The 18,565-nt window shown below is 52.7% G+C and carries 23 protein-coding genes; 20 read left to right on the forward strand and 3 right to left on the reverse strand.

Features of this window, described 5'->3' with window-relative positions; translation table 11 throughout:
- Positions 1-243 precede the first annotated feature (243 nt).
- From H6F67_RS14035 to H6F67_RS14115, 17 genes are all read left to right on the forward strand, one after another.
- Entirely contained in the window at positions 244-753 is a 510-nt protein-coding gene (locus tag H6F67_RS14035) for a hypothetical protein (RefSeq protein WP_190767247.1), read from the forward strand.
- 56 nt (positions 754-809) lie between these two features.
- A complete protein-coding gene (locus H6F67_RS14040) occupies positions 810-1,373 on the forward strand; it encodes a hypothetical protein (protein ID WP_190767248.1) in 564 nt (187 codons plus the stop codon).
- Positions 1,373-1,543, forward strand: a complete 171-nt coding sequence (locus H6F67_RS14045; RefSeq protein ID WP_190767249.1) for a hypothetical protein — start codon at positions 1,373-1,375, stop codon at positions 1,541-1,543. The genes H6F67_RS14040 and H6F67_RS14045 overlap by 1 nt, the downstream gene beginning before the upstream one ends.
- Positions 1,536-3,704 carry a hypothetical protein gene (locus H6F67_RS14050; RefSeq protein ID WP_190767250.1) on the forward strand — a complete coding sequence of 723 codons (2,169 nt, stop codon included), beginning with the start codon at positions 1,536-1,538 and terminating at the stop codon, positions 3,702-3,704. The genes H6F67_RS14045 and H6F67_RS14050 overlap by 8 nt, the downstream gene beginning before the upstream one ends.
- Positions 3,705-3,742: 38 nt before the next feature.
- Positions 3,743-5,182: a hypothetical protein gene (locus H6F67_RS14055; protein ID WP_190767251.1), complete on the forward strand. Its 1,440-nt coding sequence runs from the start codon at positions 3,743-3,745 to the stop codon at positions 5,180-5,182.
- Complete coding sequence (locus tag H6F67_RS14060; protein WP_190767252.1) at positions 5,179-5,385, forward strand: hypothetical protein; 207 nt, start codon at positions 5,179-5,181, stop codon at positions 5,383-5,385. The genes H6F67_RS14055 and H6F67_RS14060 overlap by 4 nt, the downstream gene beginning before the upstream one ends.
- A 178-nt stretch (positions 5,386-5,563) precedes the next feature.
- The gene (locus H6F67_RS14065; RefSeq protein WP_190767253.1) at positions 5,564-6,145 is read left to right on the forward strand and encodes a hypothetical protein; all 582 of its coding nucleotides are present in this window, start codon (positions 5,564-5,566) and stop codon (positions 6,143-6,145) included.
- Positions 6,145-6,378, forward strand: coding sequence for a hypothetical protein (locus tag H6F67_RS14070; RefSeq protein WP_190767254.1), 234 nt, complete (start codon positions 6,145-6,147; stop codon positions 6,376-6,378). Before H6F67_RS14065 ends, H6F67_RS14070 begins: the two co-directional genes overlap by 1 nt.
- Positions 6,356-6,928 carry a hypothetical protein gene (locus H6F67_RS14075; protein WP_190767255.1) on the forward strand — a complete coding sequence of 191 codons (573 nt, stop codon included), beginning with the start codon at positions 6,356-6,358 and terminating at the stop codon, positions 6,926-6,928. Before H6F67_RS14070 ends, H6F67_RS14075 begins: the two co-directional genes overlap by 23 nt.
- Positions 6,925-7,206, forward strand: a complete 282-nt coding sequence (locus tag H6F67_RS14080; protein ID WP_190767256.1) for a hypothetical protein — start codon at positions 6,925-6,927, stop codon at positions 7,204-7,206. Before H6F67_RS14075 ends, H6F67_RS14080 begins: the two co-directional genes overlap by 4 nt.
- The gene (locus H6F67_RS14085; RefSeq protein WP_190767257.1) at positions 7,203-7,715 is read left to right on the forward strand and encodes a hypothetical protein; all 513 of its coding nucleotides are present in this window, start codon (positions 7,203-7,205) and stop codon (positions 7,713-7,715) included. The genes H6F67_RS14080 and H6F67_RS14085 overlap by 4 nt, the downstream gene beginning before the upstream one ends.
- Positions 7,715-8,074: a hypothetical protein gene (locus H6F67_RS14090; RefSeq protein WP_190767258.1), complete on the forward strand. Its 360-nt coding sequence runs from the start codon at positions 7,715-7,717 to the stop codon at positions 8,072-8,074. The genes H6F67_RS14085 and H6F67_RS14090 overlap by 1 nt, the downstream gene beginning before the upstream one ends.
- Positions 8,075-8,110: 36 nt before the next feature.
- On the forward strand, positions 8,111-8,287 hold the full coding sequence (locus H6F67_RS14095) for a hypothetical protein (RefSeq protein ID WP_190767259.1): 177 nt from the start codon (positions 8,111-8,113) through the stop codon (positions 8,285-8,287).
- An 8-nt stretch (positions 8,288-8,295) separates the two neighbouring features.
- A complete protein-coding gene (locus H6F67_RS14100) occupies positions 8,296-8,499 on the forward strand; it encodes a hypothetical protein (RefSeq protein WP_190767260.1) in 204 nt (67 codons plus the stop codon).
- Between the two features lie 371 nt (positions 8,500-8,870).
- Positions 8,871-9,689, forward strand: coding sequence for an inositol monophosphatase family protein (locus H6F67_RS14105; RefSeq protein ID WP_190767261.1), 819 nt, complete (start codon positions 8,871-8,873; stop codon positions 9,687-9,689).
- A gap of 116 nt (positions 9,690-9,805) precedes the next feature.
- Positions 9,806-10,762 carry a tetratricopeptide repeat protein gene (locus tag H6F67_RS14110; RefSeq protein ID WP_190767262.1) on the forward strand — a complete coding sequence of 319 codons (957 nt, stop codon included), beginning with the start codon at positions 9,806-9,808 and terminating at the stop codon, positions 10,760-10,762.
- Positions 10,763-10,794: 32 nt separating this feature from the next.
- Positions 10,795-11,988, forward strand: coding sequence for an ATP phosphoribosyltransferase regulatory subunit (locus H6F67_RS14115; RefSeq protein ID WP_190767263.1), 1,194 nt, complete (start codon positions 10,795-10,797; stop codon positions 11,986-11,988).
- 35 nt (positions 11,989-12,023) lie between these two features.
- Here the strand turns inward: H6F67_RS14115 and H6F67_RS14120 are convergent, their stop codons facing one another.
- Entirely contained in the window at positions 12,024-13,790 is a 1,767-nt protein-coding gene (locus H6F67_RS14120) for an SH3 domain-containing protein (RefSeq protein ID WP_190767264.1), read from the reverse strand.
- A gap of 319 nt (positions 13,791-14,109) precedes the next feature.
- Here H6F67_RS14120 and H6F67_RS14125 point away from each other — a divergent pair, with 319 nt between their 5' ends.
- Entirely contained in the window at positions 14,110-14,778 is a 669-nt protein-coding gene (locus H6F67_RS14125; RefSeq protein ID WP_190767265.1) for a sugar transferase, read from the forward strand.
- Between the two features lie 67 nt (positions 14,779-14,845).
- Here H6F67_RS14125 and H6F67_RS14130 read toward each other — a convergent pair whose 3' ends face one another.
- The gene (locus tag H6F67_RS14130; RefSeq protein ID WP_190767266.1) at positions 14,846-15,277 is read right to left on the reverse strand and encodes an NUDIX hydrolase; all 432 of its coding nucleotides are present in this window, start codon (positions 15,275-15,277) and stop codon (positions 14,846-14,848) included.
- A 163-nt stretch (positions 15,278-15,440) separates the two neighbouring features.
- On the opposite strand from H6F67_RS14130, the gene menB reads away from it, so the two are divergent.
- The gene (gene menB, locus H6F67_RS14135) at positions 15,441-16,274 is read left to right on the forward strand and encodes a 1,4-dihydroxy-2-naphthoyl-CoA synthase (RefSeq protein WP_190767267.1); all 834 of its coding nucleotides are present in this window, start codon (positions 15,441-15,443) and stop codon (positions 16,272-16,274) included.
- Between the two features lie 15 nt (positions 16,275-16,289).
- Here the strand turns inward: menB and H6F67_RS14140 are convergent, their stop codons facing one another.
- Complete coding sequence (locus H6F67_RS14140; RefSeq protein ID WP_190767268.1) at positions 16,290-17,033, reverse strand: response regulator transcription factor; 744 nt, start codon at positions 17,031-17,033, stop codon at positions 16,290-16,292.
- A 189-nt stretch (positions 17,034-17,222) separates the two neighbouring features.
- Here H6F67_RS14140 and H6F67_RS14145 point away from each other — a divergent pair, with 189 nt between their 5' ends.
- Entirely contained in the window at positions 17,223-18,386 is a 1,164-nt protein-coding gene (locus H6F67_RS14145) for a glycosyltransferase family 2 protein (RefSeq protein ID WP_190767269.1), read from the forward strand.
- The last annotated feature ends 179 nt before the right edge of the window (positions 18,387-18,565 follow it).

An 18,565-nucleotide genomic window follows, 5' to 3' on the forward strand; every position in this document is an offset into this window, starting at 1 on the left:
GGAATCACCTCCTTTGAAGACAAGAAAAACTCCGACAATCGGTACAAGCGGGACTCGTAGCCAGTCCACACCTGAACACCCAACACCCGCGATCGAACTTCGATCGCGGGTTTCTTCTTGCCTACTACCTGCAACGCCAGAAGCAGCGATCGCAATCACTTTGGGGTGCTGAGATTTTATGTAACGTGAAAAAGCCCGCGTTTACAGCGGGCGCGTCCTACATCTCAAAATAAGGATAGCAATATGAAACCCTTCAAGCTCGAATCTCTTGGCCGTGTCATTCGGTTGACGATCGCCGCCTATGTTTTCGGTGTTGGTTTAGTTGCGATCATATTTTGGAATCTTCTTTTCCTTTGGATGATTTTCTTCTTCTCTCAACCGATCGGATCACTTCCAATTCTGCTACTCCCGATAGCCGCTTTTGGCTTAGGATTAATCAGTTTTTGGTTTGTCAGAATCATTTACAACCTGCTATTAAAAATATTTTGGTCAGAGCCTCCAAGCTGGCTGAGTGTTGGAGGATTGCGATCGGGATTCAAGACTTACCTTGAGGTTCTTCTTCTCATGCTGCCGATCGCGCTGCTCTGGTTTCTTCACGTAGGTTTTACGGGCGTTTTGGAAGAGCAAACAATGACTGATTATCGAGTTGTTGCGCCGCCAGATTTTATGGGTCGCTGGTTTTGGCTATTCCTGCTGTTTGCTGTTGCCTATTGCCACTTCACGCGAAAACATCAACCAGCAAACCATCGATAGTAATTACAGAAGTCCCTAGCAATTAATATAATTATTTTGTTCTTGAGAACCTTCCTATGAGTTGGCAATCAAACGGATTCTTCCGAAATACCAACATCTTGACTCGCCTCAATGAAGCTAGCGCAACGAACCTCATCGAGGTTTACCAACCGGGAACACTATCGCCTCTCTCAATCTCAGCCAACGTTCGCTACAGCGGATTTGTCACGTCATTGCGGCTGTTTGCCGATATCCAGTCAATTCCGACATTTGATTTCCCGGTTTTTTCAGATGACCAGAGCGACGGAGAACGTAATGCCTCTCTCCGCGATGCCGAAGCCGCCAGCGCAAAGAAGCAGCTCAACTTAATGCTGAGGCGCGATGGTGGGGACGCAATCAAAATCGCTTCGCTGTGGCTCTACAACCGCCGTCCTTACTATTCAGTGGATTTACTGCTCTACTACACGGACGCCGCTGCTTTTGACGTGGCAGCAGATACAGCGTTGCTGGTGCAAGTCGAATCAGTGGGCTTTGGAGTCTTGCAAGATACCGATTCCGTCGTCATTCATGGCTCCGCAGTCGAAGAGGGAGAAAATACTGCGCCAAGCTTGCATATCAATCTACCCAGTCAGCAACCCTAATGCGCCAACTCAACCGCTTTATCGAGCCACAGCCACGCATTCAGCGATCGCGCTGGCATTTTGTCCGGTTGCGTCAGATTGGATTGCTCGATCGCACCGCAAAGCGACGGGCAGAGGTGGGGCCGCTCTACTCGCCTCAAATCGTTCGCTACCAGAAAACCTATGACTAGAGCTGGCCGAGTCGGACGGGAAGCAATCGATCGCGGAGCAGGGCACGGCGATCGCGTGACTCAAGGGCAAGAAATGATCGAGCAACTGGGATTTATGGAGGAATCCCCGATTGCTAATCCGCAAATGGGCTGGAATCTCGACATTCCAAATGAACCCGTCGATCCTTGGGACTGCCGCCGCTGGCCCAATTCCCCATTCTGCGAAAGTGATCCGCCCAGAGCAGCGCTGCCACCGGGTTTATTTCCAGACCCGCCCGCCCGATTGAGGCCCGTTGTGAATCGGTTTGTTTCGGTAGCAGATGCGACGGGCTTTTCGATTTCAAATGCTGGCCTGAATAACTGTGAGGCTTGGGTTTGTATTTCTCCCTCGCTGTTTGGCTGGAGTCTGCCACAGAGCTGTTTAAGCCGTCGATGGGCAGAGACGAACTGCCAGCCGCCAGACCCACCGGAAGCGAGCGAGCCTTCTGCTGCACCGGAGCCAGGCCAGTCCCTTTTCCTTCCCAACCAAAATCGCGAAGGATGGATTCCCGGCTGCCAGTATTTCGTTTTAGTATCAGCTTCTGATAGTGGCCTGGTCAGACCCGGCGCGACCCTTGCACCAGATGCAAGTCGCTGGACAACGCACTTCCGCAACGACGCAGATGGATGGGTTCTACCCTGCTACGGGCCGATCGTCGGGATTGAGCTGCAATCTTGGACGATCGGCACACGCAGAGCTTGGGGTTTCTCAATTCACTGCGGAGGAATGGGCATTTGGACGGAACACGTTGTCCCTCTCAATGTGCAGACTCCCACTCCCTACATCTTGCAGCAATCGCTCAGAACGCCTAATTGGTCAAACGGCGTTGCCAATACTGAGTTTGGCTACCGTCAGCATCGTCCTCAGTCCCTCAGTCCAGCTCCACCACCATATAGAGCAATTTGGCTGCGTGCCTACGGAGAAATTCCAGAAAATCCTGCAACCACTTCCAGCACGCGCTTCCTTTCCCGTCCGGGCGAAATCTTGCGATTTAGCATCTGGAGCCAAATCGTTAGCACTTGGGGACCAAATCCGCCTGGCGTGCCGGGGTTAAGCTTTAAGGTAGTGAGAGCAACTGATATTGCTCCCTGGAATGGCAGCGCTGCTTGGGGACGCAGTTGCGATCCCCGTCCTGAACCACCACCACCTCCCAACACCTTCTCTATGCCGTCTTCTGGATGTTCCTGCGCTGAAATCGAGCGGATTATCGATCGCAAACTGCTGGCCCTGCTGGGATTCAATGAAGCCAGGCGACTGACGTTCAACCCAGAAGACTTTGTGAAAGCAATGGGCAATCAAACCTATGCCAACTTTGACGATCCAAAAGACGTGCAGGTGGGAACGATGCCACAGCTCTTGGCGGCGATCATGGCAACGAACTATTTTCGCAGCGGCTTACAGCGCTTGCCTGCCACTGTGCCAACGCAACTAGCGGAGAGCAATAACAACACCACGAAAATCCAAGACGCAATGAGTTGGAACGAATGGGAAATCAAGCAAATGGATGGCTTGTTAGGAGCCTTCCCACTGCCCATTAAGTACAAAGATTCAAGCGGTGAAACGAAGGAAATCAAACTTCAGAACGTTTCGGAGGCACTGGCCGAAATTGTTGGCATTGCGCTATCGCTGAATGCTGACACGGATGTACTAATCTCGTTAGGATTCAAGGGCGTTTTGGAGGCGATCGGCGCAAGAATTGCCGCTACGACGGCTACGGACTACGCTTCAGCCAATGCCGAGTATCTTGGCTACCGCACCAAGCAAGAGCGCAGAGAGGTTAAGGTTTCGGTCAATACGGGAACCACGAATATGAAGGAAGCGCTAGAGGAAACCATTCGAGTCGTTCCCAAAATCAAGTTTGATGGCAAGACCGACCAGCAAGAGTTATTCGATCGCATTTTGGTGGCCTGCGAAATCATCAAATCGGTGTTTTATCGAGGCTGGAATATGGGCGATCCGCTTCCCGGCGATCGCATCCGCGAAGAGCGCGGGCAAGATGGTAATTCAGAAGTGGATTGGAATTCCTTCAAATCCGCACTTGAGAACCCAGCAGAAGGGCAAGTTGCGCCCAATTTGCCCAAGCCCGACCTGCGAGATATCGCAACACCTCCACCTAATCCTTCTGATGGCAGCAATGGTTAATTAACGACGTGGCACTGATTTCTCTGACTCGAAATGCAATGCAAAGTCAGGTTGTTCGCAACCTGATTGGGGAACGAACGATCGATATTTTTGCTGACCTAACCGCACCTGAAACGGAAGAGCAGGATGAAAATCAAAATCCTATCCGTCGTTGGCTTGTGGGACTGGCAAAGCGACTCCCCGGCTTCATCCTCAGCATCTTCGAGCGGGCTGTTAGCTGGCTGCTCAGCAATGCCTGGTCAATCATTGTCGAGTCTGCTCACACGATCGCCAACTTCGATTGGAACCAGACAGATGTATCGTTGCAGCGCGAAATTCTGAACAACAACGTTCAAATTGCAGGCGCGTTAGGACAAACCCTCGGAACTGGGTCAGTGTGGCTGGCATCCGTCGCGCTGGCAACCGGAGCCACACTAAAGTTTCCTGTTTTAGGCGGGAGAGTCGCGCTGGCCTTGGCGGAGGAAGGCGGAGAAGAAATTCGAGGCCAGGTTGTCAACCTGCTCACGGCAACACGAGGCGCACTAGCTCGTAATGCCGTACTGGGGACAATGCTGACGCTGCGTAGACTGCGGCTATTTGGTCTGGCTCCCATTACCCAGCAGCGGGAACCTTGGACAATCGCGGGCGCGATCGAAGAGCGTATCGAGAGTATTGACAACGAATTGCTCCGCGCATTTGTCGAAAACTTTGTCGAAGGGGCAGCGGATGCCATCATCGAAGTTGGCTACGTGGTTAGCTACGCGATCGATGACTACTACAGCAGCGCTCGATTGGCAAATGAAACCCTGCTGGGAGAGGAACGCGCTGTCAAGCTCATTCCCGATCGCAATAACGAAGAGGAATTCATCACGCTGCGCGGGCCACAAGAGCTACTGAAGCAGAACGTTCAAACCGCAATCACTACACACGCTTGGGTACACAACCGCGATTTGGGGCAGTTGGTAGGCCAGCCTGCGGAGGATTGGGTTCGAGCCGGAATGCAACGCCGCAAACTCACGATCGTCTTCAAATCCAAGCAGCAACCACCCTGGAAAGCAGCTCCCGGCCAGCCGCGCGTCAAGGAATGTACCTACACTATTCCGGACGCTGATCTAGGCTTGACGTGGCAGAGAATAAAGACCGCTGCCAGCCATTACACTTGGGGGCCATTCCTGGCCTATGCCAACCTCGACAACGGGCGGCAGATGGCGGTTTATGGTGCAACCGAGGCAGAGGCAGAACGAAAACTTCGTGAGCTAAAAACGCTGACTAATGCCGAAATCTTGACGCTGTCAGTTTCCCAGGAGAAAGATCGCCATCCTGGACTGAGGAAACAACCAATCGAGATGTATCCGGCATACGCAACCCTGCTCATCCGGCGATCGACAGCGGAGGCAACCGGGACAAATGACCTTTCCGGGAACAACTACGCGCAGGAATTGCGCCGTATGGAGCTGTGGCCGGACAGCGAGCCAGAGGGAACCGAGTCTTTTCAATGACTGAATTAATTCTTTGGCCGCTACTTCAAACGAATTCCCGTCGCGCACTGGTACGCAAGGCAAAGAAGTATGGGCATCCCTACACTTACCGACCCAGAGGCGATCTTGTTACGCGACTCATGGAAGAAACCGGGATGACTTATGAGGAAGTGTTTAATCAACTTCAAAAAGAACGTGTTGAAATGATGCGTGAATACACTTAATTTGTATTTTTTCCATAAAATTTTTTGGGCGATTTTTTGTCATACATACACGATCCCCTAGGGTTCTGTATGTAAATTGGCGGTTTTAAGCTCCACTACCAACAGGATGAATCGGCTGCTAACCTAATAACAACTTATTAAGTTGAACCGCTTTTTTGCAAATAGGAGCAACCGATTTATGCCACGCTCACGCGGAGAACGCGACAAGGTATTCGTTACGCTTGGAACGCTGCAATACGGCTTCCTTGCTAGCAACAACTCCCGTCCTTATCGGGCTGCACTCGGCCACACGGCTTACGACAATCAAACTGGTGTCGTGTTTGGCGCAAACAGTCCGAAACCGAATCGGGCAACCAAAGAAGTGACGGCCAACGATGTCGTTTCATCGTTTTGTGATCCCGGTCAAGAAGCCACTCTGAAAGCAGATGGATGGATCATCAATGGCGGAGGCCGCCGCAGAGGTTTGGCGCGAACGCCACGCAGCCGGACTGTTTTTGTAGACATGGGAACCTACAACTATGGTTGGAACCTAACGACAGGTGAACATCAATACATGGCAGAGTTGGGCATTGAATTTGCATCTGGCTCCACTCCGACCCTTGTTTTTGGCTCCACACCGAAGCCGCCGCGTGCCACGCGGAAAATTAACGGGCGCGTGGTTAGCACCTTCATCGCTCCAATTCCTGCTGTTTTGACTGCCGCAGAAACCGCTGGCTGGTCAATTTCTGATCCGTATGGAGTCTTGCCAGAGGACGCCTAATGTTGCTGCTGCCTGGTGATCCAGAGTTCAATCGCGTCTTGGCAACACCGCCTCCCAACTGGCGTCACTTCGCTCAATCTACACCGGATTTTGCGTTTGTTGCCCGTGCTGGCAGTGGCATCTTAGAGCCAGTGTCAATCGCTGACCTGGAAGACTACTTGGAAGGTGGCGAATACGACGATCGCCTGGAAGAGATTGGAGAAGGCGAAGATGAGTTGGACTTCGATTTCTAGCGAAACCCTCACCCTCGTTAACGCCACTGACGATCGCTTGCCTCACGTCTACACCCTTGCGGGGGTAAACGGTTCACAGCTCGCGATCGTCGCTTCTTCTGCCAGTGCCAAACCAACTTGGAGACTGGCTTGCCAGTTCTACATCTTGGCTGAACTTGCTAACTTTCCCGGTAGTCCGCAGCTCGCTCAAGTTCACCAGCAGCGCATTTTACTGGCCCGAAAAACACTGGTTGAAGTGCCAGAAGGAATTGTTCAACCTTTCCAGCTCCGGTTGGAGATTCCTTACTGGTTCAGAGAAATGTCGATTCAGATTTGGCAGCGCAGCGAGATTGCTGACGAGCACCAAACCCTCACTGTTGGCGCAGCCGGACAAACAGAATTTCAGCTTGTGTTTTCCCCGGCTCTGCCACAAGAGACTGAACTCTACATCAACGGAGTCAAGGCCACCTATGGCCTCGATTATGCAATCGAGGGAAATCGCTTGACGTACCTCGACTCAATGGTTCTTGAGCCTTCAGACAAGATCGAAATCACCTACGATCCATCATGACTATCCGTTCAAAACAGATTGCCGACTTGCCGCGCTTTATGCGCGAAGCTCTAACCCGAAACGAGGAAGGGGAACTCTCACAACTTTCTTTCCTGCCAGCGGATGCTACCAGCGTCAAATTGTTTGTCAATGGCGTTCACTACGACGCGATCGGAGTAAATGCTTCGATTTCTATTAATGAAAAATTGCTTGGTTGGAACGCCCAAAATGCAGGATTTTATCTAGATGAGGGTGATCGGCTGGTTGCTGAGTACGTTACCAACGAACCTATCGCGTGAGGATAAAGCAGCTACAAGGCTACTCTATCCAGCCAACGCCGCCCATCAATCCCCTTGTGGGCGATCGTTGGCTGGAAACAACAGTAAATAGCACACCGCGCTATGCATGGACATGGATGTGGAGCGGCTTGCACTGGCTAAGCCCTGAGCAACATTGGAACGTTTCCGCTTTTAATCAGAGTGCAGACCGAATTGAATATTTGGATATTGGGAATCGTCAAATTCAGGCTTTAGAGTTCCGAAGCAGGACGATCCATTCCGTCTCTCAAAACGACATAAATCATTTTCGATTTGTTCTTTCGGCAACTACTGCAAACAACAGCAAAACTCAAATATCGGAAATTTTGACTGTTGGAATTGAAAGCAATTTAATTGCTGACAAAAACAACAATCTTTCTAGCGTTCACAACCTTGAAGGCGCACTACTAGAAATTGCTTGTTTTGCTGAAAATTCATCAGGGGTCTTTTCTGGATCTGTTAATTTTCGCTATCAGTTTTTCAGGTCATAATGTCTCTTGAAATTCTCGCCACGCTTGGTGGCTTACTATTTGGCTCGGTTGGCACGCTGCTAACCGTCAGAAATCACATTCGCACCATCAATCGCGATTGGGCTGAGCGATGGGAAAAAGAAATGAAAACTAGGACTGAAGTTCAAATCAAAGAGTATGCAGCTCAGCGAGACTTTGAACATTTACGCAGAAATCAAGAACAAATGAAGGAGGCAATTAAGGTTTTACAAGACACTGATGATGAACACAGCAAAGCGCTTATTCAGTTGCAAGTTATAACCAAGGGAATTTCCCATCAAATTACTCAAATTGCTGGCCGTCTTGACTCCAATACAAGTGGACGGGAACGTACACAGTAAATTCGTTTTTTTGATTAGCGTTTAAGAAAGGGAAAAATGCAAGACTTTTTATCTGAATTGGAAACACTTTGTAAGAATCACGGCAAGCGACTTTCCTTTGACCAAGTTGAAGAAATCTTGTTGCAAATGATTGGGGAGGTACGTCGGGCGCGTGCTGCTCAGCTTGAAATTGACAAGGATGTGGACGACGCAGCGAAAAATCAGATTACCTAATTACTTCAATGCTGCTTTCATCTGACTTGTTGAGCCGAATTAATGCTCTTCCAGCCTATGCTGGCAAATTCGACTGGCCGGATCTGCGCTTATACCTGCTGGAGACAGTCCAAATGGGCGATCGCCAGTGGGAAGAAAAACAGCGCTTAACGAAGGAACCAACTGCGCGTTTTAGGCCACAATTTAGGCACGGAGAAAATATGAACGAGTAAAACCTATGATTAATCAGCGTCGCAGCAACCTAAACAGGGGACTCATAAGCCCAAGGTCGCAAGTTCAAATCTCGCCTGAGCCATTTTTTCAGCGTCTACAAAACTCTCGTAACCCAGTTCTAGCAGGGGTTGCGAGAGTTTTTTTACCCGCCCGCTGTTTTTAGCAAAGTTTAAGCAAGTGGATGCGGAAGTGATTGTCTGCTGAACTTGACCCTCTACAAGCTAAAACGCGCTATGACAATCAATTCGGCTTCAGCACAACAGTAGCCTACACAGGGAATCAAGCCAAAAACCAATCTAACGTCAAGGCGATCGATGGCATAAACCAAGAATCAAATCCTACAATCTGCGAAGGCGCACTTCAAACCATCATGCCTTCACCTGACCAACTTTTGATTTTTCTTGACATCGCCACCGAAGCCGCCCTTGCTGCCGGAACCGTTTTGCAAGACCACTGGGGAAAACTGGAGGACATCCGCGAGAAGGGGCGTCCGGGCGATTTAGTGACGGAGGCTGATAAAGCAGCAGAAGCAGCAATTTTGCAGGTGTTGAAGCGGCATGTCCCCGAACACAGCATTTTGGCCGAAGAATCCGGGCAGTTAGGCACAATCGACAACACCTTTCGCTGGGCGATCGATCCGCTCGACGGCACAACGAATTTTGCCCATCAGTTTCCATTTTCCGGCGTGTCGATCGGACTTTTGATTGACGGCGTTCCGCAAGTCGGCGTGATTTTCGATCCGTTTCACCAAGAATTATTCCGAGCTGCAAAAGGATTGGGCGCAACGCGCAACCGTCGATCGATCCGCGTCTCCACCACTGCGGAACTTCAGCGCAGCCTGCTCGTAACGGGATTTGCTTACGATCGCCGCGAAACGCCCGACAACAACTACGCCGAATTTTGCCGCCTGACGCATCTGACCCAAGGAGTACGGCGATCGGGCGCAGCCTCGATCGATCTGGCTTACGTCGCCTGCGGACGGCTCGATGGCTTCTGGGAGCGTGGCCTGTCGCCTTGGGACATGGCGGCAGGCGTCGTTTTAGTCGAAGAAGCGGGCGGCAAAGTGACCGCTTATGACGAAAGCGAATTTGCGATCGAATCGGGTCGCATCCTTGCCACGAACGGATCGATTCACAGCGCTTTGAGTCGGGAACTGCTGGAGGTGAAAAAGATGAGGGAAGAGGAATAGCCAATCCCTAATTGCCCATCAGAATTTCATGAAGCGACCCTGGTAACATCCGCGATCGCATCGAAGCCATTACACTAGAAGGATCGCTTAGGGCTAGAGAGCGCCATAACTTGAGCATGTCTTTCAACATTGAGCAGGGGCTGTTTGGTTTCGATTTGACCGACTACCACGCGATTTTGGGCGTTCCCGTTGATGCGGAAGCCAAAGATATTCGCAAACGCTATTTGACAATTGCTCGGCGGCTCCATCCCGATAGCTGTGCCGCCGAAAGTGAAGTCGATCGCCAGCGTGCCAGCGAATATCTTTCCAAGCTGGTGAATCCCGCTTATGAGCAACTGTCCCAAGAGCGCAATTTCACCGAGCATCAAGTGCTGCTGAAGATGAAAGGGCAGCAGGCGTTGCGGCAGCAAGACACGATCGTGCTGATGAGCGATACGGCGCGGCGATTGGCCGGAACGGGCGATATTGACCAAACCTATCGCGGGGCAATTCGCGAACTGGCCGAACAGCAATATCAATCGCTAGAGCAAACGCTCGATCGCATCGGTCAGATCAGCGAACTCAATTTGGTTTACCTGATGCGAAAGCACGGACAGGCTGACGGCACTGCCGCTCCCCGTCCCACTGCGAATCGTCCGTCTGCATCTGGCAAACCTGCTGCCCGTCCGGGACAGCCCGCCCCACCACCGCCCCCGCCGCCGACGCGAGAATCGATCGTGGCGAGCAATCTGCGCCGTGCCCAAGAATATGAAGCCAAAAACGATTTTGCCAGCGCCATTCGCGAACTGCGTGAAGCCCTTCAGCTTAGCCCGACGAATGCTCAGTGTCACAGTCGGCTCGGCGTGGTGTATATGAAGCTGAAACAAGAGACAATGGCAAAGATTCACTTCAACCAAGCGCTGAAGTTGAATCCGCAAGATGCGATCGCCCTGGAAGGCAAACGCCGCCTTGACATGACCAGCGGCCAAGCCGCTGCACCACCGCAAAAAACGCCGCCCAAAGCGCCGCCCAAAGCTTCCCCCAAAGACGACAAAGGCGGTGGACTGTTTGGCCTATTTGGAAAGAAAAAGTAGCCCTGAAAAGTAACTAGCCCTGAAAAGTAACAATGTATCAACCTCCGGCAGGCGCACGTGACTTGTTTCCGCTCGAAGTCGCGCAAAAACGCTGGATCGAAGAGCGGCTTCAGCAAAAATTTCACCGCTGGGGCTATCACCGCATCATCACCTCGACGCTTGAACACCTGGATACGCTGATGGCAGGTGGCGCAGTCGATCGCGCCTCGGTGATCCAAGTTCAGAACGACGGCAGCGAACCGCTCGGCCTGCGTCCCGAACTGACCGCTTCGATCGCCCGTGCCGCCGTGACCCGCATGGCCGGAGTGCCGCATCCGATTCGGCTTTACTACAACTCGAACGTCTTTTTGCGATCGACAAAAGGGCACGATCGCCAGCAGGAATTTTTTCAGGCCGGAGTCGAACTGCTGGGCGCGGCGGGCATGGCGGCAGATGCCGAAGTGCTGCTCCTCTTGGCGGACGGCCTGCGAAATCTCGATTTGGACTCGTGGCATTTAGTGCTGGGCGAAGCGGGACTAGCGCGATCGCTCCTCACCTCGTTCCCCGAACCGATCCGTCCGATCGTGCGCCAAGCGATCGCCCACCTCGATCGACTGGCGATCGAAAATCTGTCGCTATCGGCAGAACTGCGCGATCGCGCTTTGCTGCTGCTGGATTTGCGCGGTCGGCCTGCGGACGTGCTTCAGCAAGTCTCCAGGTTGGATTTAGACACAGACCAGCGGCAAATCGTCAATCGGCTCAAGTCGATCGTGGAACTGCTGGCCGACAGCGGCACAATTCCCAACCTGACGATCGACCTAAGCCTGATGCGGACGTTCGACTACTACACCGGAATCGTCTTTGAAGTCGTCAGCAGCAGCGGCCAGCGCATCTTGGGACAGGGCGGACGCTACGATCAGCTCCTTAGCCTCTATCACCCGCAAGGCAACACCTATCCCGGTGTCGGCTTTGTCCTCAACATCGAGGAACTGCACCAAACGCTGCTGCCCACAGGCCAACTGCCCAGCCGCACTCCGGCGATCGATTACCTCGTCGTTCCCAAAACCGCACAAGCCTACGCCCGCGCCTTTTCCCACGCCCAAACCCTGCGCGAATCCGCAGTCCGCGTCGAAGTCGAACTCGGCCAGCGTCACCCTGATGAGATTCGCCAATACGCACACGATCGCCGCATCGGGCAAATCGTTTGGGTCGATGAGGCAGGCGACAGCGCGATCGAAGCGCTTTAGGTAGGTATTGGGTGGCGGGTGTCGATCAAAACCCATCAATTCCAGCCATTCAACTGAAACCAACCCGCCCGATTCAACACATCCCAAGAATAATCTTGTCCGGTTGTGAAATGATCGACATCCAAGCCTTGTGCAATCGCATTCTTCACACTCGTTAGACCCGAATTGTAAGCCGCGATCGCCCCCCGCAATAAATCAATTCCCCGCAAATTTGAATTCCGCAAGAGGTGATCATAATTGCGAGCTAAAACCTGATCGATCGCATAGCGAATATTCTCCTGCGGATTGCTCCACAAACCCGAACTAATAAATTCCTTGTGATAGCGATCGTCAATTTGCATCAGGCCGCGCCCATGTCCGCGATCGCCCGTTCCACCAGGACCTTTCGGACTTAACGCCAATCCCCAAGCCGATTCTCGCGACCCAATTCCTGCCACGACTGAGGGCTTCAGCCAAGCATATTTCGCCGTCACCGACTCGATAAACGGCTTGTAGCTCGTTGAAGAATAAGTCGGATTCATCAGTTCATTCAGATGCGGGCGAAAGAAGGGATTGCTGGCAGAAATTGCGGTTTGAAAACGGCCATCGCTGGTATTCGCATCGACATAAAAAGCGGCAATGAAACCTTCTTTAGCCTGACCATTTTCCATAACGCGAACTTTATACCACTGGTCAAAGCGATTGAGATAATAACCGCCCGTTACTTTTTCCAAAATTGTCACAGGCGCATTCAATCCTAGCGTCGTAATTTCTGTGCCTGCAACGGCTTTATCCGCCCGCAGCGAAATGCGATCGCTCGAAGTCAGCAGCACCTTTCGCCCCACAATGCCCGCCCCAATTCCGGTCGAGCCGCCATTGTCGATCGGATTGGTGGGATTGTTCAGCGTACCGCGATCGATCACCGCCGCAGTCGTCCCCACCTGCACAAAGCTGGAATCAGCCGCCACAAAGCCGCGCTGCCCGTCCGACGTAGTGACTTGATACCAGTCGCGATTGCGCGAATCGTCCGGCGACTGCACCGTCCGCTCGATCGAAATCGTCGTGCCCGTCGCCAGCAGCTTGATCGGCGTGTTGCCCAGCGTAGAAGGCTTCGATCGCAAATTCAGGCCAGAACTAGACACAATTTGAGCAGCAGGCGCAAAAGATTCGAGCTTGACATCAACAGTGGCGCGTCCCGTGTTCTCGTAATACTGCACAAAGAAATCGTATTCGCCCGACTGCGCCACATTCACCACCTGATTCCACAGCGGACTGCGCGTGTTGCGATCGCGCCAGTCACCATTCAGCGTGGTCAGCGTCCGACCCGTTTGGGCATCGCGAAAGAAAAAGCGCGTGCCGTCATCCGATCGACTCGACAATCGATAGAACTTGCCAGCCTCAAGCTGCACCCGCGTCCAAGCCTGCATCGCAAAGCGGTCTTTTTGAATCGCGCTATCTGGACTGTTGCGACCAAAGCGGGCGACCAGTTGCGCCACAATGCCGTTTCCGCTGCGCTGCGATCCCAAATCTTTGACGGCGTTGGCGCGGCTAAAGTCGTAGCTGCTGTAGTTGGTCAAATTGCTAGCGGTTCGATTTAGAAAGCTGGCATTCCAGCGATCGAGAATTGGCTTTGCCGATTCAAACTGATACAGCGGTTGTCCGGCCTGTCGCGATCGCAAGCTCGCAGAAGCGGCAGAACTGCGATGCAGCGATCGCGGTTGCGATGCAGTCAGATCAAGTTGAAGCGAACGACTGACTTGGCTGAGCGGCGATTCCAGCGGACGCGAATTGTTCTGCCGCTGCGGGTTAGAAGAAGAAATCATAGGGGCAATCGATCGAGTGTGATGGCTCGGCTGATAGCGGTCATTGCAATCAGCGCAACTTTCTCGACGAAGAATTTGACGAAATGTGCCGCCTGTCTGCGACGCATCATCCCATCGGTGGAAATACTGATGTGCAGCGCTAGTTCAGCAAAAACTTTATAAAACTGCGGACGAGTTCAAAGATTAGACAAACGTCTAGGCTGCTTATTCCGGAATGGCAAAGCTCGCTCCTATAGTTGCAACAGAAAGATAAATCCTATCTGCCCGCGTTGGGAGATTGCGTTTCGTGGTTATTCAGGTGTCTCCCGTGTCTACTGTTATGTCTACCGATTCGGATATGTTGACAGCTTCACAAAACTTTGTCATTCCAGACTTTTCTGTGCATCCTTCTGTCACAAACCGCTTCAAGCGTCTCTTGGACATCGTCGGTGCAGTTGTGGGTCTGACGATGACGGCAGCGATCGCCATTCCGATTGCGATCGCCATCCGGCTCGACAGCCCCGGATCAATCTTCTATCGCCAACTGCGCTGCGGGCTAAACGGTCGTCCCTTCTACATTTGGAAGTTTCGATCGATGGTTGCCAACGCTGACCAATTGAAGTACCTCGTTCAAAACGAAGCGAAAGGCAATATTTTCAAAAACCGCAACGATCCGCGTGTCACTCGCGTCGGCAAATTCCTTCGCCGCACCAGCCTCGACGAACTGCCGCAGTTTTGGAACGTGCTCAAGGGCGAAATGAGCTTGGTGGGAACGCGCCCGCCCACCTTGGCTGAAGTGACGCAATACAAGCGTCATCACTATCAGCGCTTGGCTGTCAAGCCTGGCATTACCGGAGAATGGCAGGCCAACGGTCGCTCTGGTGTCGAAGATTTTGAAGAAATCGTCAAGATGGACATTTCCTATCAGCAGAAGTGGTCAGTCGCTTATGACCTGCATCTGATTGTGAAAACGCTTCAGGCCGTCTTGCAAAAGGATGGTGCTTACTAAAGCCAAAGTTTGGTCAGGGGTAAACGAGCTAGGGCGTACCGGGGGGTGCGCCCTTTTTTTTGCCCGACTACGACATCAGCCCGGATTCGCAAAACTCCAGCAGGATCTTTTGATGCGGTGCGCCCAAAGGTCGAACTTGCTGGGCGCGATCGGAGTAGCGATCGCCCCTCCTCACGTCTTCGAGCGTCAACAATCCCAAATCCCAACCTTCATTCAGTTCCAGCTTCGATAGGGGAACGGTCAACGGCGCATAAAACACATGGCGAATCACCTGCACATCTTCGTAGCGCTCAAACAGTGTCACCTGCGGCGGACGATAGCCAATTTCCTCTTGCAGTTCGCGCAGCATAGCGATTTCTGGCGTTTCACCCGGATCGAGATGTCCGCCGAAAAATGCCCAGTGTGCCGGCCAAAAAATGCCGGGAATGTCGTCGCGAAGCTGCATGAGAAACTGTTGATTTTGATAGAGAATGGCGATCGCAACTTCGGGAAGATTCATTGGGCGTCGGGGATCGGGTGGCGGCTACGAACTGCGATTATCGTAGCCGATCGTCGCACTGGCAACCGAAGGGGGCGATCGCGTCTTCACAAGGTCTGTCGTTTTCACAATGTTTGTCATAGCTGCGACAATCGATCGAGTATGCTTGCATTTCGGAAAACCCATGCAGATCGAGTGGCACAGCGCCAAAACCTACGACGATATCCTCTACCACAAAGCCGACGGCATCGCCAAAATCACAATCAATCGACCGCACAAGCGCAACGCCTTTCGTCCCAAAACCGTCTTTGAACTTTATGATGCGTTTGTCAATGCCAGAGAAGATCCGCGCATCGGCGTGATCTTGCTGACCGGGGCGGGACCGCATACCGACGGCAAATATGCGTTCTGCTCCGGTGGCGATCAAAGTGTGCGTGGTGAAGCAGGCTACATCGACGAATCTGGTGTGCCACGCTTGAACGTGCTGGATTTGCAGCGTCTGATTCGATCGATTCCCAAAGTCGTGATCGCCCTCGTCGCCGGATATGCGATCGGCGGGGGTCACGTGTTGCACGTCATTTGTGATCTAACGATCGCCGCAGACAACGCGATTTTTGGACAAACTGGCCCCAAGGTCGGCAGCTTTGACGGCGGCTTTGGTGCAAGCTATCTGGCGCGAATGGTTGGTCAGAAAAAGGCGCGGGAAATTTGGTACTTGTGCCGTCAGTATGACGCGCAGCAAGCTTTGGAAATGGGCATGGTGAACTGCGTCGTTCCGGTTGAAGAACTGGAAGCAGAAGGCGTGCGCTGGGCACAGGAAATTCTGGAGAAAAGCCCGATCGCGATTCGCTGCCTCAAATCCGCCTTCAACGCCGACTGCGACGGACAAGCCGGAATTCAAGAACTGGCCGGAAATGCAACGCTGCTGTACTACATGACCGAGGAAGGAGCCGAAGGCAAGCGGGCATTTCTGGAGAAGCGATCGCCCGATTTCCGTCAATATCCTTGGTTGCCCTAGCTAGATAAGCCAAGCTCAGCGAACCGAAGTCGATTCAGAGCTGTCGAGGATTTCTTCGGCTGTCGGTAGCTCCAGGCAGTAGCCCGCGCCGTACACGGTTTTGATGTAGCGCGGATGGCGCGGGTCGGGTTCTAGCTTGGTGCGGAGGTGGCGGACATGAACGCGAATCGTTTCGATGTCATCGTTGGGATCATATCCCCAAACTTCCTTGAGGATTTCGCTGGGAGAAACGGTTTGCCCGTGTCGCTGAAGCAAACAATGAATCAGTTCAAATTCAAGATGGGTGAGCTTGACGGTTTGGTCGAACCAGATCGCTTCGAGGCGTTCAGGAACGAGCGTCAAGGGGCCATAGTTGAGAATTTCAGTGTGCTTGGCGGCTTGGGGGATGCGATCGGTTCGCCGCAGCAGTGCCCGGACTCGCGCCAGCATTTCTTCGACTTCAAACGGCTTCGTGAGGTAGTCGTCTGCGCCTGCGTTGAAGCCATCGACTTTATCTTGCGTTTGCCCCATCGCCGTCAACATCAAGACCGGAATGTCTGCGGTGCGATCGTCCCGTCTCAGTCTTTGACAAACCGTGAACCCGTCCACCTTTGGCAGCATCAGATCGAGCAGAATGAGATCGGGGAGAAGCTGCATCGCCAGCGCTTGCCCTTTGATGCCGTCGGCGGCTTGACTGACATCGTAGCCAGCCATCTCTAAGTTGACGGCAACCAGTTCTGAAATTGCGGGGTCATCGTCAATGACGAGTATGCGTGGCATGAGTCGATCGGGTGGCGATGGTGAATGTTTGCTGAGAACCGATTGCAGAATGCGAAGATTCCTGTACAGATTATACGCAAGGATCTTGATTCTTCCTAATAACTGATGCGATCGCAGTCGCTTCTCTTACTTAAGCAGGGTGATTTTGATCACCGGGAATCGAGAGACTGAATTTTTTGTGGTGCTGCCTTGACTCTTTTGATTGCTTTGCTTTTCTCTTTTGGCGGAACGCTGCTGTATGATTTGCGGTTGCGTCAAGCGGTCAAGAATGCTCCGCAGCTTCTGCCCATTTCGCCCGCCGTCCTTCCTGCAACTGCCGTGATTGTTCCGGCTTATAACGAAGCAGAAAACATTGAGCGGTGTTTGATGGCGGCGATCGAAAGCAGTCCCGCCAATTTCAACCTGTGGCTGATCGATGACCAATCGACCGACGAAACGCTGGCGATCGCCCAACTTTTGCAAGAATCACTGCAAGATCCGCGCCTCCACATTCTTGAAAGCCAGCCGCGTCCAGCGGGAGAACGCTGGGTCGGCAAAAATTGGGCTTGCACGCAGGCAGCAGAACAAACGTCAAGCGAGTATTTGCTGTTTATTGATGCGGATGTGCGGCTGAAAGTGGAAGCGATCGAAACGGTCGTCCAAACTGCCGAAGCGGAACAGGCGGATTTGCTGACGCTGGCGTTGGGAATTGAGTGCGGCTGTTTGGCAGAATGGCTTGTGCAACCGCTGATGATTTCGACGCTGCTGTTGGGCTTTGATTTTGCTGCCGTCAACGATCCGCAAAGCGAAACGGCATTTGCGGCAGGTCCGTTCATGCTGTTTCGGCGATCGGCTTATGAGCAGATTGGCGGACATCGGGCAGTGGCCGATCAGGTCGTGGAAGATGTGGAACTATCGCGTCGCATTAAGCGCAGCGGTCACAAGCTCCGCTATTTTCTCGGTGGTCAGCTCGCTTCGGTGCGAATGTATCGATCGTTTGCCGCGCTGTGGGAAGGCTGGACAAAAAATCTTTATCTTGGCTCTGGGCGCAATCTGCGCGGCATGATTCAGTTTATTGTCCTGATGCTGCTGGTCTGTACGCTGCCTTGGCTGGCACTCGTTGGACTGCTGACCAAAGCGCTGTTTGTGCCGCTGAATCTTTGGGACTGGAGCGCGATCGCCCTTTCCACAATCACCGTTCTGATTCACTACGATCTGCGCTGTGTTGGGTCGAAACTCTCGCAAATTCCCACGCGCTACTGGTGGCTGACAAGCGTGGGCGGCATTTTGGTGGCGGCGATCGCTTTAGCCTCAATCATCAAAACGGAAACGGGCATCGGCTGGACATGGCGCGGGCGATCGCTGGCCGATTGAGGCGATCCGTTCCGGATCAGCTAAGCTGACCGCTTTGGCTTGCGACGCCGCTGCAAGGTGCTGATGAATAGACTTCTTGCATGAATCGAGCAGATGAGTCAAAAGTAGAGTAGTGTCACCGAATCGACTCATGCTCTACCACCAGTTACAAGCGCTCAACTCGCCCGTAGGCAGCGAAG

It is taken from the genome of Microcoleus sp. FACHB-1515 (genome assembly GCF_014696105.1).
Lineage (GTDB): Bacteria > Cyanobacteriota > Cyanobacteriia > Elainellales > Elainellaceae > JAAUTJ01.

Bases quoted from the DNA above. Each gene is read 5' to 3' on its own strand.
- H6F67_RS14040 (WP_190767248.1), top strand. From the start codon at position 810: ATGAGTTGGCAATCAAACGGATTCTTCCGAAATACCAACATCTTGACT.
- H6F67_RS14140 (WP_190767268.1), bottom strand. From the start codon at position 17,033: ATGCCACGCATACTCGTCATTGACGATGACCCCGCAATTTCAGAACTG.
- menB (WP_190767267.1), top strand. From the start codon at position 15,441: ATGCAGATCGAGTGGCACAGCGCCAAAACCTACGACGATATCCTCTAC.
- H6F67_RS14100 (WP_190767260.1), top strand. From the start codon at position 8,296: ATGCTGCTTTCATCTGACTTGTTGAGCCGAATTAATGCTCTTCCAGCC.
- H6F67_RS14060 (WP_190767252.1), top strand. From the start codon at position 5,179: ATGACTGAATTAATTCTTTGGCCGCTACTTCAAACGAATTCCCGTCGC.
- H6F67_RS14095 (WP_190767259.1), top strand. From the start codon at position 8,111: ATGCAAGACTTTTTATCTGAATTGGAAACACTTTGTAAGAATCACGGC.
- H6F67_RS14125 (WP_190767265.1), top strand. From the start codon at position 14,110: ATGTCTACCGATTCGGATATGTTGACAGCTTCACAAAACTTTGTCATT.
- H6F67_RS14075 (WP_190767255.1), top strand. From the start codon at position 6,356: ATGAGTTGGACTTCGATTTCTAGCGAAACCCTCACCCTCGTTAACGCC.
- H6F67_RS14105 (WP_190767261.1), top strand. From the start codon at position 8,871: ATGCCTTCACCTGACCAACTTTTGATTTTTCTTGACATCGCCACCGAA.
- H6F67_RS14035 (WP_190767247.1), top strand. From the start codon at position 244: ATGAAACCCTTCAAGCTCGAATCTCTTGGCCGTGTCATTCGGTTGACG.
- H6F67_RS14115 (WP_190767263.1), top strand. From the start codon at position 10,795: ATGTATCAACCTCCGGCAGGCGCACGTGACTTGTTTCCGCTCGAAGTC.
- H6F67_RS14055 (WP_190767251.1), top strand. From the start codon at position 3,743: ATGCAAAGTCAGGTTGTTCGCAACCTGATTGGGGAACGAACGATCGAT.
- H6F67_RS14050 (WP_190767250.1), top strand. From the start codon at position 1,536: ATGACTAGAGCTGGCCGAGTCGGACGGGAAGCAATCGATCGCGGAGCA.
- H6F67_RS14065 (WP_190767253.1), top strand. From the start codon at position 5,564: ATGCCACGCTCACGCGGAGAACGCGACAAGGTATTCGTTACGCTTGGA.
- H6F67_RS14070 (WP_190767254.1), top strand. From the start codon at position 6,145: ATGTTGCTGCTGCCTGGTGATCCAGAGTTCAATCGCGTCTTGGCAACA.
- H6F67_RS14090 (WP_190767258.1), top strand. From the start codon at position 7,715: ATGTCTCTTGAAATTCTCGCCACGCTTGGTGGCTTACTATTTGGCTCG.
- H6F67_RS14080 (WP_190767256.1), top strand. From the start codon at position 6,925: ATGACTATCCGTTCAAAACAGATTGCCGACTTGCCGCGCTTTATGCGC.
- H6F67_RS14130 (WP_190767266.1), bottom strand. From the start codon at position 15,277: ATGAATCTTCCCGAAGTTGCGATCGCCATTCTCTATCAAAATCAACAG.
- H6F67_RS14045 (WP_190767249.1), top strand. From the start codon at position 1,373: ATGCGCCAACTCAACCGCTTTATCGAGCCACAGCCACGCATTCAGCGA.
- H6F67_RS14110 (WP_190767262.1), top strand. From the start codon at position 9,806: ATGTCTTTCAACATTGAGCAGGGGCTGTTTGGTTTCGATTTGACCGAC.
- H6F67_RS14120 (WP_190767264.1), bottom strand. From the start codon at position 13,790: ATGATTTCTTCTTCTAACCCGCAGCGGCAGAACAATTCGCGTCCGCTG.